The sequence below is a fragment of the Nocardia sp. NPDC003269 genome (genome assembly GCF_042888005.1).
Classification (GTDB): Bacteria; Actinomycetota; Actinomycetes; order Mycobacteriales; family Mycobacteriaceae; genus Nocardia.
Map to the genome: position 1 here is coordinate 986,098 of NZ_JBIAPA010000003.1, position 15,250 is coordinate 1,001,347.

15 protein-coding genes are annotated in these 15,250 nt (G+C 68.6%); 4 read left to right on the forward strand and 11 right to left on the reverse strand.

Annotated features, from left to right (window positions below):
- Positions 1–242: 242 nt before the first annotated feature.
- From ACFYWJ_RS24545 to ACFYWJ_RS24590, 10 genes are all read right to left on the reverse strand, one after another.
- Complete coding sequence (locus ACFYWJ_RS24545; RefSeq protein WP_355278392.1) at positions 243–887, reverse strand: hypothetical protein; 645 nt, start codon at positions 885–887, stop codon at positions 243–245.
- Between the two features lie 42 nt (positions 888–929).
- A complete protein-coding gene (locus tag ACFYWJ_RS24550) occupies positions 930–2,225 on the reverse strand; it encodes an MlaD family protein (RefSeq protein ID WP_355278394.1) in 1,296 nt (431 codons plus the stop codon).
- Positions 2,222–3,328, reverse strand: coding sequence for an MlaD family protein (locus ACFYWJ_RS24555; RefSeq protein ID WP_355278396.1), 1,107 nt, complete (start codon positions 3,326–3,328; stop codon positions 2,222–2,224). Before ACFYWJ_RS24555 ends, ACFYWJ_RS24550 begins: the two co-directional genes overlap by 4 nt.
- A complete protein-coding gene (locus ACFYWJ_RS24560; RefSeq protein WP_355278399.1) occupies positions 3,325–4,431 on the reverse strand; it encodes an MCE family protein in 1,107 nt (368 codons plus the stop codon). The genes ACFYWJ_RS24555 and ACFYWJ_RS24560 overlap by 4 nt, the downstream gene beginning before the upstream one ends.
- Complete coding sequence (locus ACFYWJ_RS24565) at positions 4,428–5,480, reverse strand: MCE family protein (RefSeq protein WP_355278402.1); 1,053 nt, start codon at positions 5,478–5,480, stop codon at positions 4,428–4,430. The genes ACFYWJ_RS24560 and ACFYWJ_RS24565 overlap by 4 nt, the downstream gene beginning before the upstream one ends.
- A gap of 7 nt (positions 5,481–5,487) precedes the next feature.
- Positions 5,488–6,525, reverse strand: a complete 1,038-nt coding sequence (locus ACFYWJ_RS24570) for an MlaD family protein (RefSeq protein ID WP_355278405.1) — start codon at positions 6,523–6,525, stop codon at positions 5,488–5,490.
- Positions 6,522–7,778: an MCE family protein gene (locus ACFYWJ_RS24575; protein ID WP_355278569.1), complete on the reverse strand. Its 1,257-nt coding sequence runs from the start codon at positions 7,776–7,778 to the stop codon at positions 6,522–6,524. The genes ACFYWJ_RS24570 and ACFYWJ_RS24575 overlap by 4 nt, the downstream gene beginning before the upstream one ends.
- 10 nt (positions 7,779–7,788) lie before the next feature.
- On the reverse strand, positions 7,789–8,643 hold the full coding sequence (locus ACFYWJ_RS24580) for an ABC transporter permease (RefSeq protein WP_378826369.1): 855 nt from the start codon (positions 8,641–8,643) through the stop codon (positions 7,789–7,791).
- Positions 8,643–9,473 (reverse strand): ABC transporter permease, encoded by an 831-nt coding sequence (locus tag ACFYWJ_RS24585; protein WP_355278572.1) that lies wholly within the window; start codon positions 9,471–9,473, stop codon positions 8,643–8,645. Before ACFYWJ_RS24585 ends, ACFYWJ_RS24580 begins: the two co-directional genes overlap by 1 nt.
- 270 nt (positions 9,474–9,743) lie before the next feature.
- Complete coding sequence (locus ACFYWJ_RS24590; protein ID WP_355278410.1) at positions 9,744–10,541, reverse strand: SDR family oxidoreductase; 798 nt, start codon at positions 10,539–10,541, stop codon at positions 9,744–9,746.
- A gap of 351 nt (positions 10,542–10,892) precedes the next feature.
- Here ACFYWJ_RS24590 and ACFYWJ_RS24595 point away from each other — a divergent pair, with 351 nt between their 5' ends.
- The 4 genes from ACFYWJ_RS24595 to ACFYWJ_RS24610 all read left to right on the forward strand — a co-directional run bounded on the left by ACFYWJ_RS24595 (position 10,893) and on the right by ACFYWJ_RS24610 (position 14,123).
- Positions 10,893–11,501, forward strand: a complete 609-nt coding sequence (locus ACFYWJ_RS24595; protein WP_355278413.1) for a TetR family transcriptional regulator — start codon at positions 10,893–10,895, stop codon at positions 11,499–11,501.
- Between the two features lie 340 nt (positions 11,502–11,841).
- On the forward strand, positions 11,842–12,519 hold the full coding sequence (locus tag ACFYWJ_RS24600; RefSeq protein WP_355278415.1) for a hypothetical protein: 678 nt from the start codon (positions 11,842–11,844) through the stop codon (positions 12,517–12,519).
- A gap of 27 nt (positions 12,520–12,546) precedes the next feature.
- Positions 12,547–12,969, forward strand: a complete 423-nt coding sequence (locus ACFYWJ_RS24605; protein ID WP_355278416.1) for a hypothetical protein — start codon at positions 12,547–12,549, stop codon at positions 12,967–12,969.
- A gap of 95 nt (positions 12,970–13,064) precedes the next feature.
- Positions 13,065–14,123, forward strand: coding sequence for a phosphotransferase (locus tag ACFYWJ_RS24610; RefSeq protein ID WP_355278419.1), 1,059 nt, complete (start codon positions 13,065–13,067; stop codon positions 14,121–14,123).
- A gap of 50 nt (positions 14,124–14,173) precedes the next feature.
- On the opposite strand, the gene ACFYWJ_RS24615 is transcribed toward ACFYWJ_RS24610, so the two are convergent.
- Positions 14,174–15,235 (reverse strand): enoyl-CoA hydratase/isomerase family protein, encoded by a 1,062-nt coding sequence (locus tag ACFYWJ_RS24615; protein ID WP_355278421.1) that lies wholly within the window; start codon positions 15,233–15,235, stop codon positions 14,174–14,176.
- Positions 15,236–15,250 lie beyond the last annotated feature (15 nt).

The window sequence follows — 15,250 nt, forward strand, 5'->3', positions numbered from 1 at the left end:
ATATCCATCGGCATGGGCGGCTTACACCCGGCAGTCGGGTTGGCACCCCCACCAGGTTGCCCGTCAGACCGTCCCAAGGGACGTTCGACCGCTGCTCCAGAGGCAATGAAACCGATGGGGCCAAGCCCGGAAGCGACATCGTTGTAGCCCCCGGACAGTTCGATTCGGGCTACTTTGGCGTATTTCTGGTGGCGACCTGATGGTTACGCTCCCCCACCTGGACTCGAACCAGAACCCGCCGATCAGGGGATGGTCACGCGGCTCGCGAGCCACCGGCCGTCCACCAGTTCCATGGTCATCTGTACGCGGCTGCGGTCGATCCGGGGATCGGTCGCGGCCGCGTTGCTCACCGTCTGATCGATGAACAGCAGTACCTCGACCTTGTCCGGCTGCGCGGATTTCACCGCCGCGTCCAGCACGGTGCCCTTGCCCGCCGCCTTGTTCTCGACGAGCAGCTGACGCAACTGGCCGCTGGAGCGGGTGTACATGTCCTTGAACTCGCCGGTGGACCCGTCGAGTACCGCGGTGAAGTCGTGGTCCAGGTTGCCGGAATCGACACTGGTCAGGGTGACGGCGTAGGCGCGGGCCGCGGCGAGGCCTGCCTCTGCCGCGGACTCGGTGTCGCTGTCCTGCTTCAGTTTCCATCCGAAGACCGCCGCGAGGACGACCGCGACGACGGCGACGGCGATCAGTAGAGGGATCCGGATCTTTCGCCAGATCAGCAGGGCGATCATGCGCCGGATCTGCCATTTGGTCGGCAGCACCGCCTCGGGCTGCGCAGCGGCCGTGGGAGATTCGGCGGCCGCGGTAGCGGTGTCGGCGGTCGTCTCGGCGCCGGGATCGGAATCGGTGATCGCGTCGGCGGCGGTGTCGGTCTTCTCGGTCATCACGGGTCCTCGCTTCTACGCAACGTACTGAGGGAGCTGTCTTCACTTGGGGGGTGCGGGGATCTCCTGGCCGGAATCGGCCAGTGGCAACGGAATAGGCAGGGAGAAGGGTCCGGTGGGTGTCACGGTGGCGGTCCGGTCGGCCGGCACGCCGGGCGGCGGTGGGCCGGGGACCCGTTCGCCCAGCGGGCGCGGTGCGTTGTGCGCGCCGCGGACCAGCAGCGACGGATCGGTGTCGGCGCAGTAGGTGTAGAGGTAGGGCTCGACGTAGTTGTTGAGGGACGGCGCCTGGCGGGGCAGATCGTAGGTACAGGTGCGCCGTGGATACAGGCTCACCAGCCCCCAGAAACCACCGTCGTGGATCACGGTCACCAGCGCGTCGAGCGTGGAGCCCGCGCGTTGGGTCGGGAAGAAGAACTCCTGGAGAGCCGGTACGCGTGTCGTGGTCATCGACGCGACGGTCGACAGGTTCGTCAGCAGCGAAACCACCGCCGTGGAATTGTCCGCCACCATCGTGTCCAGTGCGGCGAGTGTGCCCGGCGTGGTGTGCAGGAGCTCGGTGTAACCGCCGGTCTTCGCCTCGACACCGCGCGCAGCGGTGGCCAGGTCGGCGGCGAATCGGTCGAGCGCGACCGATCCCGAGCCCACCGTCGACAGCACCGTCCGGCTGTCGCGGATGAGCGACACCGTCTGCGGCAGCACGGCATCCAGTGTCGACACCAGGAAGATGCCGCCGTCGAGCACATCGGCCAGTTTCTGTGGACCGCCGGGGCCGGAGCCCAGTTCGTCGAGCACGGCGGTGAGCCGGGCGGGATCGACCTGCGCCAGGGTGCTGTCCAGCGTGCCCAGCATCCGCCACAGCGGTGTCGGCACCGACGTGCGGTCCTGGGTGATCACCGCGCCGTCGTCCAGATACGGCCCGGCCGATCGCCGCGGCCGGAAGTCGAGGAACTGCTCACCGGCGGTCGACAGGCTCGTCACCTCGACGGTGCCGTCGTCGGGCACCCCGACGCCGGCATCGATGCGGGCCAGCGCCACGACCCCGCCGGGAGCGAAGTCGACGGCCGCGACCTCACCGATCGGCACACCCCGCAGCGTGACGTCCTGCCCGGGGAGCAGTCCACCGGATTCGGTGAGATGCACCCGGACCGTGATCGTCGCCGCGGTCGGATCGACGCCGAGGGCACCGAAGACCAGATACGTGGAGCCGAGCACCGCGGTCGTGGCGAGTGCGATCGCCGACACCGCGTGCCGGTACCGCTTCCCGCCGCGGACCAAGCCGACGAGCAGGCGCGCGGGCAGGTCCGCGGCGGCGGCCACCGCGCGACGCCGGCTCACCGGCCGGGTCCGAGCACGCGTTCGCGCAGCCGCAGCAGCGTGTAGGTCAGTGAACCGACCATCGCCTGCCAGTCGCTCGCGTCGGGAATCCGGCTGCCGGGATCAGCTTCATGCCCGGGATCAGCCAGCGCGCCGATCGCGAAGTCCTGCAAGTCCACATTGCCGTGGGCGGAGGTGCCGCTGCTCAGTTTGATGATCGAGGGCAGCAGCTTGTTCATCGCGACCAGGCTGGTCGACGGGTCGAGGATGGCGTCGTTGAGGCCCGCGGAGATCCGGTCGAGATTGCCGATGAGGCCGCCGATCTCGCCGCCGCGCAGCACCGGGAACTTCGCCAGTTCGGCGGTGACACCATCGATCCGGCGGACCATATCGAGCATCTGGGGCGCGTTGGCGCCGACGACGGTCGAGGCAGGCCCCGCCGCGGCGACGAAGTCATCGATCACCTGGCGATCTCTGGCGAGTTCGCCCACCAGCCGGTCGGTTTCGGTGAGAGCGCGGCGGATGTCGTCGGATCTAGCCGACAACGCGGTCACCAGCTCGCGCGATTGCTCGATCAGGTCGCCGAGCCGGTCACCGCGATCGCCAACGGCCCGGCCGAACCCGTTGACCACGGTGGTCATATTGCGGATCGCGCCGCCGTTGACCAGCAGGGACGCCGTCGTGAGCAGTTCCTCGACGGTCGCCGCCGCCGAGGTCTGCCCGACATCGATGGTGTCGCCGTCCCGCATGGTCGCGGTCGCGAGCCCGGCATCGGCCGGGGCGTCCAGGGCCACATAGACATCGCCGAGCGGTGTCGCGGTGCGCAGCTGGGCGCGGGTGCCGACCGGCAGCGCGACATCGGCGCGGATGGTCAGGTGCACCACCGCCCGGTAATCGGCGACCGTCATCTCGCGCACCTCGCCGACATCGGCACCGGCCAGCCGCACCTTGGCCTTGTCGGGCAGATTCAGCGCATTGGTGAAGCTCGCGGTGATCGTGTAACCCGGCGCCCCGGATCCGCGCGCGGACAGTGGCAGATCACCGAGTCCCACACCGCATCCGGTGGTCAGCACGAGCACTACCGCGGCACCGGCCGCGGTCCCGAGAATGGAATCTCTACTCATCGAGGCAACCTGCTCATCGCTTCCAGCATGTCGGTGACCCCGAAGTCGGGGCCGAAGTCCTGCAATGTCCCTGTGCTGCAGCCCAGTTGGCGGAGGCCGAGGATGTTGCAGACTTCCTTGACCATCTGCCCGTCGAACACCACGCTGTCGGTCAGCGCGTGGATGCGCGCGCCGCCGGTCTGCTGGTCGACCGTGTTGTAGCCGTTGGCCATCAGCATCGGGGTGACGTCGAGGAATTCCGCGAGCTGATCGCGGTAGTCGGCCAGGGCTTTGATAACGGTCGCCGAATCGGTGACCGCCGAGTTCAGCGCCGTCCGGTTGTCGACGAGCAGTTCGTCGGCCTGGCGCATGACGGCGACGACCTGAGCCCCGGTGGTGCCTGCCCCGATGTCGAGCTGGGCCAGCATGTCACCGAGCTGGACCGACGCCGCACCGAATTCACGGATGGTCTGGTCACCGCGGGACGCGGCCGCGACCAGGGCCGCCAGCTCGTTCACGATCTGGGTCACCGCGTCGCGGGTCTCCGCGCCCGCGTCGTCGCCCAAGCGCAGGGCACGCGACAGCTCGTCCATGGTGGCCCGCAGTTGATCTCCGTTGCCCGCGGTCGCCGAAGACGCGACCGCGAGCAGCCGGGCGATCGGCCCGTCTCCTGGCTGGGCACCGGAAAGCCCGCCGGACATCCGGTCGGCCATCGAGAGCAGCCGGTCGATGCCGACCGGTGTCCTGGAGTGGTCCGGTGCGAGCACGGCGCCGTCACGCAGGACCGGACCGCCGCGGTAGACCGGAGTGAACTCCACGTGCCGGTCGGTCAGCACCGAGGTGGACACGGTCACCGCGGTCGCGTCCGCCGGGATCGGCGTCGCGCCGTCGACCCGCATGCGCACCTCGACGTAGGCCCCGGCGGGCGTGATCGCGGTGACCTCGCCGATCGGCATCCCCAGCACGGCGACCGCGTTGCCGACATACAGACCCGCGGCGTCGTCGAAACGCGCCACCACGGTGATGTCGCCGGGCTCGGTGCGCAGTGGGCCGCCCGCACACCCGGCGAGGACGCAGATCGCGAACAGCGCCAGCGCGCGCAGCACGGTGGTCGGTGACATCATCGGCACTCCCCGAAGTATTTCGGCAGGCTCTGCTGCGCGGCCTGCCCGCTCAGCGCGCACATCCAGGAGTCGACGAGGACGCCCGCGGGGGCGTTGAAGTCGACCGAGTTCCCGTTGCCCGCCGCGTTGGCGAGGTTGCGCACCGACACCGGCAGGATCTCGAGGGTGTTGCGCAGCAGGTCGTCGTGCCGGGCGAGAGAACCGAGCAGCCCGTTCAGCCCGGCGATCAACTCGTCGACGCGGGGCCGGTCGTCGACGACGATCGCGCGCACCTGTTCGACCAGCCGGGTCGTCGCCGTCATCAGCAGTTCGATCACCTGCCTGCGCGCGGCGATGTCGGTCAGCAGGTCCCGGCCCGAGGTCGCGATCGCGGTGAGGTCGGACTGCTGCGCGGTCACCGTCGCGGTGAGGTTGCGCACCCCGGCCAGCAGCGAACCGAGCTCGCCTCGCCGGCTCGCGAGAATGCCCGCCAGGGTCCGGATGTCGCCGAGCACCCCCGGCAGCACGGCCGGGACGCCGTCGAGCTGGGTGGCCAGCAACTCCAGCGACCGGCCGACCTGCTCGGCGTCGATCTGTTCGAAAGTGGTGGTGGCGTTCTCCAGCGATTGCTGCAGATCGTAGGGAACAGCGGTGCGCGACAGCCCTATTCGACGATCAGGCAGCTCGCCGGGGCCAGCAGGGCGCAATTCGACGTAGCGGGCGCCGAGCAGGGTGGTCAGCTTGATCGCGGCGGAGGTCTCGGTGCCCAGGGTGACCTGGTCGTCGACACGCATCCGGACCACGACCCGATCGCCTGCCAGACGCTGGCCGGTGACCTCGCCGACCGGAACTCCGGCCACGGTGACGCCGTCACCGACGCGCAGGCCGGCCGACTGGGCGAATTCGGCTTCGTAGCCGCGTGCACCGACGCCGACGGCGGATACCCCGAGCGCGGCCAGGAGCACCCCGGCGAGCACGGCCAGCGCGATGACCCCGAGCACCCGGGGACGTTGTTCTTCGAGTGGGCGGCCGACCGCGACGAGGCGCCGGAGCCCGGGTGGGATCGTCATGAGTGGTTCACCTACACATCGGCGATTGCTGGACGGTGCCGGACGGGGTCGCGTAGCGGACGATCGCGGGCACGAGGTCCGACAGCGCGGGGACAGCGGTGAAGCCGAGATTGCACAGGTAGACATTCATGTTCGCGCCCTCCTGGCTCACCCGGGCGATTCCCTTCAGCAGCACCGGGAGGTTGAAGCCCAGGTAGGCGAACTGGTCCTTGTTCTGTTCGAAGTGCCGGGTGAAGCCCGGCTCCCGGGTCAGCAGCCGTTCCAGGGCGGGCCGGTCCTGGGCGACGACGGTCGCCATCCGGTCGGCGACCCCGGACGCCTCGGTCAGGGTCGTCATCAGTTCGTCGCGGTGGCGGGCCAGCCCGTCGACGATGGCGCGGGTCCGGCTCAGCAGGGTGCCGAATTCCGCGCGGCGGGTGTCGAGGTGGGCCACGACCTGGTCGAGGTTGACGATCACCGAGCCCAGTACCTGATCGGGACCCGCGAGCGACTGGGCGAGCGTGGACATCTGGGCGATGAGCGTGGTCAACGATCCCGCGTCGCCCTGCAGGGCCCGCACCAGCGCGGCGGTGACGTTGTCCACCTGCTGTGGGTCCAGGCCGCTGAACAACGGCTCGAATCCGTTGAGCAGGCCGGACAGATCGAACGAGGGTTCGGTGCGCTCCACCGGAATCTGCGCGCCGCCGGACAATTCGGCGGCTGACCCGGTCGCCGGCCGGGACAGGCCGAGATAGCGCTGCCCGATCACGTTCTGGTAGGTGATCGCGGCGGTGGTGTCGGCGTACAGGTGCTGCTCGACCGCGACGCGGAAGCGCACCCGGGCCACCGTGCCGTCGAGTTCGACGGCGTCGACCCGGCCCACCCGCACGCCCGCCATGCGGACGTCGTCCCCGGAACGCAGGCCGGTGGTATCGGTGAAGATCGCCGAGTACGACCTGGTCGTGCCGTCGACACCGCGGTGCAGCGTCACGAATGTCATCCAGATGAGCGCGAACGCGACGACGAGAAACATGCCGAGTCCGACGACCGAGCGACGGGACTTCATCGCGGGACACCTCCTGTTCCGAGGATTCCGGTGGTGAGCAGTTGGGCGAGAACCTGTTCGGCGGCATTGGCGTCACCGCCGAGCACGCGGCCGATCAGGTCCTGTAGTTCCGGGGCCAGCACCGGTTTCGGTAGGGAACGCGGGTCCAGCGAGGCGGGTAGTGGTTGCGCGGTGGCCGATTCCGGTGCGGTCGAGCAGCTGGGTCCGGCCAGGTCGCCGTAGCGCGGGCAGTCGGCACGGGTGTAGGGCGTTTCGGCGCTAAGCCGGATCTGGAACTTTCCGGTCCCGGTCTGGGTCCGCTCGTTCCAGAACTCGGCGAACCACACATCGGACAGCTTCTTGATCCGTCCCGCGATCGGGCCGAAATGTGAACTGCCCGCAGCGAAGACATCCAGCACCGGCGTCAACTGATCGGTCGCGGTGACCATCTCGTCGACGTGGGCGCCGAGCCCACCGCCGACCGTCGACAAGGTCGCGGCACCCGCGGTGAGGAGATCGCGCAATGCGGCGTCCTGGGCGGCCACCGTCTGCATCGGGATCACCGAATGATGCAGCGCGTCCAGCAGATCGGGAGCGGCGGCGGCCAGGCCCTGCACCGAATCGGTGAGCGCCGCGATCGTCGACGGCTCCCCCGGCGGGGCGATCTGCGCTGACAACCCGGCGGTGATCCGTTCGAGCGCAGCGCCCGCCGCGACCAGGTCGCCACCGCGCCGGTCGGTGGCCTTGGCCACCGCCGCCAGCACGCCGACGGTGTCGCTGGTGCCGATCCGGGCGGAGGCGGCGACGATGGCGCGCAGTTTGGTCAGCGCCGTCTGCAGCTGCACGGTCGACAGGCTGTCGTCCTGCTCGATCGCGTCACCGGCCCGCAGCGGCCTGCCCGGCCCGTTGTCGACCAGCTGGACCGAGGAGACCGCGAAGACATTGCCCGGGACTACCCGCGCGGTGACCGTACTCGGGACATCGTCGATCCGCGCGGGATCGAGTTCGAGCAGCGCCCGGCTGGGCCGCCCCTCGGATCCGGGTGACACCTGGGCGACGGTCCCGATGAGGACGCCGCGAAACTTGACGTCGGACCGCGGTGGCAGGCCGTCGCCGACGTGCTGCAGCAACGCGACGACTTCGGTCTTCTCGTCGAACGTTCCCGACGATTTCAGCACGACCACGGTGACCCCGCCCGCCACGAGGGCAGCGAGCACGACGCCCCGGACCATCAGCCAGAACAGGGAGGGTCCACGCCCGTCCTTGTCGAACATCACCGGTAGCTCACCCTCCCAGCCGGGCGCTGGTGCCGATACCCCACAGGGCCACGGTCAGCAGCAGATTGACGACGATCATCACCGAGATCGCGGCGCGCATGGCCCGGCCTGCCGCGATGCCGACGCCCTGCGGGCCGCCGGCGGCGTAGTAGCCGTAGTAGCACTGGATCGTGGTGGTCAGCAGGACGAACACGATGGCCTTGCCCAGCGAATAGACGATGTCGGGTCCGCTGAGCACGAGCTGGAAGTAGTGGTGGTAGGTGCCGAGCGACAGCCCGCCCGCCGCGCCGACCACGAATTCGACCGCCAGGTAGTTCATCGCCAGACAGACCAGATACAGCGGCACGATCGCCACGACCGAGGCCAGCAGTTTGGTGCTCACCAAGTAGGGAATCGACCGGATCGCCATGGACTCCATCGCATCGATCTCCTCGGAGATCCCCATCGCCCCCAGCTGCGCGGTGAACCGGCACCCGGCCTGCGCGGCGAAGGCCAGCGAGGCCATGATCGGGGCCAGTTCCCTGGTCGACGCTGTCGAGGCGACCAGCCCGATCGCCGGTTCCATCCCCAACAGGTGCAAGGCGTTGTATCCCTCGAGCCCCACGATCGCGCCACCCGCGGCGCCGAGCACGATGATCACGCCCGCGGTACCGCCGCCGACGACGATCGAGCCGTTCCCCCAGGCGATATCCGACAGGGTCCGCAGGAATTCCGCACGATAGTTGCGCAGCATCACCGGAATGGCGAGCACGGCCCGGACGAAGAAGGTGAGCATGTGGCCGAGCCGCATGAACACGATGCCGATTTCCTTCAGGAGCACGGCCGCCATCCGTATTCCGGGCGGGTAGTAGGTCGACGCCATTACAACCCCTGCCGTGGGAACAGCATCATGAATATCTGTGTGAACAGAACATTCACGATCATCAGCAGCAGGATCGACGAAACCACCGTGGAATTCACCGAATTCGCCACGCCCGCCGATCCGCCCTCGGTCGTGAGTCCCTTGTGACAGGCGACGATCGCGACGATCGCGCCGTATACCACCGCTTTGATCAATGTCAGGACTAGGTCGCCGACGGTGGCGAACGACGCGAAGGTGGCCACGAAACTGCCCGGCGCGCCGTCTTGGGCGAAGACATTGAAGACATAGCCGGCCACGAAACCGACGAAGCAGACCACGCCCGTGAGTGAGACGCCGATGAGGACGGCGGCGGCGAACCGCGGCACGACCATGCGCCGGATGACCGAGACACCCATGATCTCCATGGCGTCGAGTTCCTCGCGGATCTTGCGGGAGCCCAGGTCCGCGCAGATCGCGGAACCGACCGCCGCCGCCATCAGCAGCGCGGCCACCATCGGCGCGCCTTGCCGGATGACGGCCAGGCCGCTGGCGGCGCCTGCCAGCGAGGTCGCACCCACCTGACCTGCCAGCAACCCGAACTGGATGGACAGCGTGACGCCGATGGGCAGGGCCACGAAGATGGTCGGCAGCACCGCGGCCGACGCCATGAAGGCCGCCTGATCCACGGCTTCGCGGACCGCGAACCGGCCGGTGAGGATATCGGTGATCAGGAACTGCACGGTGCGCACCCCGAGGACGAATTGTCCACCGACGGTGCCGAGTGCGACGCCGGGGTGCCGGTCGAGGTATCCCCGGAACCAGGAGCCGACCGCCCGGCTGGCCGGCATCATCGGCGCGGCGGGTTCGGAATCACCGAGTGCGCCGACAGAATTGGAGTTTCTCGACATCCGGAATTCCTGACGAATCGTGGGGACACGCCGAATCACCCGGCAAATGCGAGTAATTCGATCAGCAGGTCGGCCGCCGTCGGTCGACGTCGGCCCATCGATGTGTACTTCGGCCCGGCCACTGGCGCGCCGACGATCTCCGCTGCGCGTCCAGCCGCACCAGGATCTACAAGTCGATACTGTATCACTTACAGTTGGATCTACAACAGCATTTCAGACGAAGTCCGAACCGCCGTCGACATTGATGTTGGCGCCGGTCATGTAGGAGTTGCGCCGGGAGGCGAGAAACGCGACGACCGGACCGATCTCGTCGGGCAGGCCGGCCCGCGGCAGTTGCGCGGGATGCCCGTAGTGCTCGCCGATGGCCGCCATCAGCCGGTGGGGGTCCGCACTCTCGATGCCGACCGAACGAGCCCAGCCGAGCAGGGCCGGCGTCACGAAGGTGCCGGGCGAGACGACATTGACCAGGATCTCCTCCGGCGCGAGCAGCAGCGACAGATTCTTCGACACGCTGGTGACCATGGCCTTGGCGGCGGTGTAGGCCGCCAGCGAGACGGATTGACGCTGGGTCGAGTGCGCGGAGAAGTTCACGATCCTCGCCCACGACGCCCGGCGCAGCAGCGGTAGCGCCGCGTTGACGCAGTGCACCACGGGCAGGACTCCGTGATCGAGGGCCTCGTGCCATTGCTCGCCGGTCAGCTCTTCCACGGTGCCGCGCACATCCGGCCCGACCGTGTTGATCAGCGCGTTGAGCTCGCCGCCCCAGCGCTCCCCCAGTCGGCCGAACACCGCCGCCACCTGCTCGACATCGCGCACGTCGGCGACGAGACCGACCGCATCCGCACTCCCCGAGCGGACGAGCTCGGCGGCAGCCGCCTCGACATCGGCGGCGGAACGTCCGACCACCGCGACCCGCGCACCCTCCTGCGCCAGACATCGCGCGGTCGCCAGTCCCATACCCCGGCTACCGCCGACCACGACCGTGGCCGCGTCGCGCAACCCCAGATCCATACCGCACCCGCCTCGCGTCAAGGAGATCCCCGGGGCGCGACCTCGATATCGTGGCCGACAGACAGGCTCACCGGCCTCCTATTCGCCGTTACTGTAAAGCATCCAGTAAGTCACGTGAAGAGTTCTCCAGCATTTGCCCGGCGACGGCCGCACGCTGCGCGAACACACCCCGGGACACCGTCACCCCGATTCCCGGCGGACCGCGCTCGCCGACACCCCGCGACACTCGAGATACCGCTGGCCACAGCGGTTTACGTTCGAGTTCGTTGACATTTTTCACTGACATCTGTCAACATCAGCACACCGCTCCACACGTTGACAGCGGTCGAGGGCACGGGCTAGAACCCAGCCATGAGTACAACCCCGGAGCAGCACCAGGGCCGACAGGCCCGGCGGCTGCACACACGGCAGCGGGTGTTCGACGCGGCCATCGCCGAACTGAAGCAAACCGGCGTGGCCGACGCCGATATCAACGCCATCGCCGAGTCCGCCGGTGTCGCACGCGGCACCTTCTACTTCCACTTCCCCACCAAGGAGCATGTGCTGCTCGAACTCGAGCAGCGAGAAGAGTTCCGCATCGCCCGCGCGCTGGAACGGTTCCGGCGCCGATCCCCCGATCTGCGCGACACCTTCGTCAGGACCGTCCGACTGGTCACCGAACTGGAGCGACAGCTGGGCAGCCTGCTGTTCAGAGATCTGCTCGCCATGCACTTCTCGCCGACGCGGCCGGTCGACGAGAGCTGGCGTGAACATCCACTGATCATCGTGCTGACCGAGGAGATCACCCGTGCCGGAGAGCGGGGCGAGGTACAGAACACCGTCGAGCCGCACCACAGCGCGATGTTCTTCCTGCTCGGGCTCTACGGCCTGCTGACCTCGACCACCGGCACGAAGGCCCTACGGCAGTCCGTACTCGACAGCTACCTCACCACCACCCTGCGCAGCCTGGAGCCCCGATGAGGACACCACCGCCGCGCCGACCGACAGAGAGAGCCCAGCATGCTGCTCGACATCGTCCGACTGATCCTGACCTGGGGAGCGATGCTGCTGATCATCGCCTTCTGGTACTGGGTCATGAACAACATCGGCACCTTCTGACGAAGCACCGGCGCATTCCGCCGCACCGTGCGGTAACCCCTTGCCCGCGCGGACCTTAGAAGAAGAGAGTTCCCGTGAACGAACAAGATCGCCGGCGCAAGCGTGCGCTGATCGTCTTCCAGATCGCCATCTACGGCTTCCTGCTGACGATGTTCCTGATCCAGATGCAGATGTGCATGACCAGGGACTGGTAGGGACCGCCATGACCGCAACCGTCACCTTCGACCAGCACCACGAGGACAGCAGGCTCGCGCAGCGGCGCGCCGATCGCTGGCTCACCGCGGGCACCGCGCTGATGGGCACCTATGTCCTCGGGATCTTCGGCCTGCCGCTGTTCCTGCGCGGGGTCCTGCTCCAGCGCAGGGCCCAGCGATCGGGGCTCTCCGTGCGGCCCGTGATCGTCACCCTGATCGGCTATCTCGTCATCCTGGACGCCTTCCTCAACACGGTCGGCTGGGCCCTGGACATCGGCGCCAGCCACACCCTGATCACCCGCGTGTTCTTCACCGCCTGGGGCAACTTCTTCGACGGCGGCTACTGGTGGCACTACAACGAACTCTGGATCGGCGGATCGGGCGCGCCGGGCGAGAAGGGCTGGGAGATCGCGTGCATTCTCGTCGTGTTCCCGATGCGCGTCGCCGCCGCGATCGCGTTCCTGCAGATGAAGCGGTGGGGACACCAGTGGCTGACGGTGACCTGCTGGTTCGGCGTGGTCATCTGGGTCGGCTACATCGTCAACATGACCGTCTACGCCGACATCCGGTTCGACAGTGTCGTGCTGCCGGTCATCGGCTGGTGGCTCTACGACATCTTCTACATCACGCCCTTCCTGGCCATCCCCTACCTGCACACCGTGAATCGCGAGATCTTCTCCGACTGAACCCGGCCCCGCTATCAGGAGCAACTCATGACCGACTCAGCAACCGGTGCCGGACAGGATCTTCCGCTCGGCACCACCCCGACGTTCGCCCGCATGCACAAGTTCCTCAAGCGCGGCATCTTCGTCTGCCTGTTCGCCCTCGTCATCGAGGGCGCGTTCACCGTGCCCGCGCTGGCCCTCTGGTACGGCTGGCCGACCTTGTCGCTGCACGAGATCTGTGACGAGATGATCAAGGTCCGCTACTCCGACGACTCGCTGACCTGTGAATATCCCGCGGCGTTCAACGCGCCGCCGCTGGGCGGCCAGGCCGAGGGCGCCGGGCAGACCACCGCCCGCGACGAGTGGGGTGTGCAACCGAAACCCGGATGGGAGCGCATCGGCTTCCGCGAACTCGTGCGACACCACGACGAGCGCGTCGCCCGGCAGCAGGCCGACCGGGCCGGTCGGTGAACCCGCGGACACCCCGCCCGGCGCGTGTCCTCGCCGAGGGCACGCGCCGGGCGGTGCGCACCGCCCGCAACCGCAGGTTCCCCGGCGCTTCGCGAGTGCCCTCGCAGCTCGCCGACATCACACCGGCGTGGCTGGCCACCGCACTCGGCAAGCCCGAGGGGTCGATCCGGGGCATCACCGTCCTCGACAGCCATTCGGGCACGGCGGCGCGAGCTCGCCTCGGTGTCGCCGCCGACGATGACAGCATTCCCGACCGTCTGTTCGTGAAGCTGCCGCCGAGCGACTATCCGCAGCATGTCCTGCTCGATCTGTTCGGGCTGGGCGAGAAGGAGGTCCTCGCCTATCGGGCGCTGGGCGAAGATCCACCGGTGCGGATCCCGCGATGCCATGCGGCGGAGTCGGATCCACGGCGGTCGCGTTTCGCGCTGGTGCTCGAGGACCTCACCGCGACCGCACGGTTCCGGACCGTCGTCGACACAGTGAGCCGAGCCGAGGCCGAAGCGGTCGTCGACGCGATGGCCGCCCTGCACTCGGCGTTCTGGAACAGCGACCGCTTCGCGGGCGATCTCGCTCCCCTCGCCCACCGCCCGGCGGTAGAGACGCACCTGGGGACGATGATCCGCAGGCTCCTGCTGCGAAACATCAAGGGGCACACCGCCGACATGATCCCGAACGCGGTCGCGCGGGCCTGCCGGATCTTCTATCTCCGCAGCGCCGAGATGGATACCTTCTGGGCGAGCCTGCCACAGACCCTGCTGCACGGCGACCCACACCTGGGCAACCTGTTCTTCGAGGACGACGGGCCGGGGTTCCTCGATTGGCAGATCGCGTCCGCCGGTGCGGGAATCCGCGATGTCGCGTACTTCCTGACCGCGTCGGTGGATCCTGCCTTGCTGCGCACGATCGAGCGAGCACTGGTCCAGCGGTATGTCGACCGGCTCGCCGCCGCGGGAATCGCGGTCGACGGTGCGCGGTGGTGGACGCTGTATCGGGCAGCGGCCACCGACTGGTTCCTGGCCGCGGTGTGCACCGCCGAGGCCGGTGCGCGGATGCAGCCGCTGGAGGTGTCCCGGGAAGGTGTCCGTCGCGCGGTCGAGGCGGTGGAAGCGCACGACAGTTTCGGTGTGCTGACCGCGCTCGTCGACGGCCGGTGACATCGCCGTCCCGAACCACCGGAATCAGGTGAGGCGGTGAAGCGGATCGGTCAGAGGTGGGCTCGCGAGTCGGTGCCGATGTCGTCGATCAGGTTCCAGCGCAACGCCGTCGCGGTATCGATGGGGTCGCCGGTGAGCATCATCCAGGCCGCGCGCCAACGCCCGGTCCGCCGGGGGATGCTCACCGTGCCCCCGGCGCCGGGGACCAGTCCCATCGCGATCTCGGGCAACCGGAACTGGGTGCACGGCGCCGCGATCAGCTGTCCGGCGAAGGCCGCCATCTCGATGCCCGCGCCGATGCACGCGCCCTGGACGTGCACGATTGTCCGATCGCGCAGCCGGTCGATGATGCGCCACGGCGCGCGCTCGAGCCGGACCTCGTAGGCGGCGACGACGTCGGTGGCGGTGCCGAACTCGTCGAGATCGCCGCCACTGCAGAACACCGGGCCCGCCCCGGCTATCCGCACCCGCTCGACGGCGGGGTCGAGTTCGGCCAGGCGCAGCACCTCCAGGAGTTCCTCGCGCAGGCGCGCGCTCAGGGCGTTGCGACGTTCGGCGTGATCGAGAACGAGCGCGAGCTCCGCGCCGGACCGGTCGAATCGCACCAGTGGGCGGTCCGGGAAGGTCACCGGACGCGGACCGCCCCGGTTGCGTAGCCAGGTCCGGAACTCGCTGCCCGCCAGCAGCATCGAGTACACCGCGGCCTCGCTGCTGAGTGCCACGGTGGTGTCCGCGACGCCGGTCTGGCGCAGGAGCCTGCCCAATGCCACGCTCGCCCGCGGGTTGTGTCGCGTCGCTTCCTCGAGCTGCCGCACCGCCGCGTCGGGATCGGGGTGGGTCACGACCTGGCGGGATACCTCCGGACCGTCGCTCAGAGTCAGGGTCAGCGCGTCCAGGAGCGGGGTCACCGCGGGCGGTGCCGTGCCACGCAGGACACCGACGGTGAGGCGGAGTGATCCCGACAGCAGGGCCGCCGTGTCGGCGATCCGGGCGGGCGACGCGTCGGCCCAGTCGTCCAGCGGCAGGACCAGCAGTGGCTGTACCGGCGTTCCGTCCGCGTCGAGGTCGAGTTCGAAGTCCACCGGCGCCGGGTCGCTCACATATCGGCTCACCGGCTCATCGTGGCA

Coding starts and splice junctions, on each gene's coding strand:
- ACFYWJ_RS24605 (WP_355278416.1), top strand. CDS start 12,547: ATGACCGACTCAGCAACCGGTGCCGGACAGGATCTTCCGCTCGGCACC.
- ACFYWJ_RS24575 (WP_355278569.1), bottom strand. CDS start 7,778: ATGTTCGACAAGGACGGGCGTGGACCCTCCCTGTTCTGGCTGATGGTC.
- ACFYWJ_RS24545 (WP_355278392.1), bottom strand. CDS start 887: ATGACCGAGAAGACCGACACCGCCGCCGACGCGATCACCGATTCCGAT.
- ACFYWJ_RS24570 (WP_355278405.1), bottom strand. CDS start 6,525: ATGAAGTCCCGTCGCTCGGTCGTCGGACTCGGCATGTTTCTCGTCGTC.
- ACFYWJ_RS24560 (WP_355278399.1), bottom strand. CDS start 4,431: ATGATGTCACCGACCACCGTGCTGCGCGCGCTGGCGCTGTTCGCGATC.
- ACFYWJ_RS24555 (WP_355278396.1), bottom strand. CDS start 3,328: ATGAGTAGAGATTCCATTCTCGGGACCGCGGCCGGTGCCGCGGTAGTG.
- ACFYWJ_RS24595 (WP_355278413.1), top strand. CDS start 10,893: ATGAGTACAACCCCGGAGCAGCACCAGGGCCGACAGGCCCGGCGGCTG.
- ACFYWJ_RS24585 (WP_355278572.1), bottom strand. CDS start 9,473: ATGATGCCGGCCAGCCGGGCGGTCGGCTCCTGGTTCCGGGGATACCTC.
- ACFYWJ_RS24580 (WP_378826369.1), bottom strand. CDS start 8,643: ATGGCGTCGACCTACTACCCGCCCGGAATACGGATGGCGGCCGTGCTC.
- ACFYWJ_RS24600 (WP_355278415.1), top strand. CDS start 11,842: ATGACCGCAACCGTCACCTTCGACCAGCACCACGAGGACAGCAGGCTC.
- ACFYWJ_RS24590 (WP_355278410.1), bottom strand. CDS start 10,541: ATGGATCTGGGGTTGCGCGACGCGGCCACGGTCGTGGTCGGCGGTAGC.
- ACFYWJ_RS24565 (WP_355278402.1), bottom strand. CDS start 5,480: ATGACGATCCCACCCGGGCTCCGGCGCCTCGTCGCGGTCGGCCGCCCA.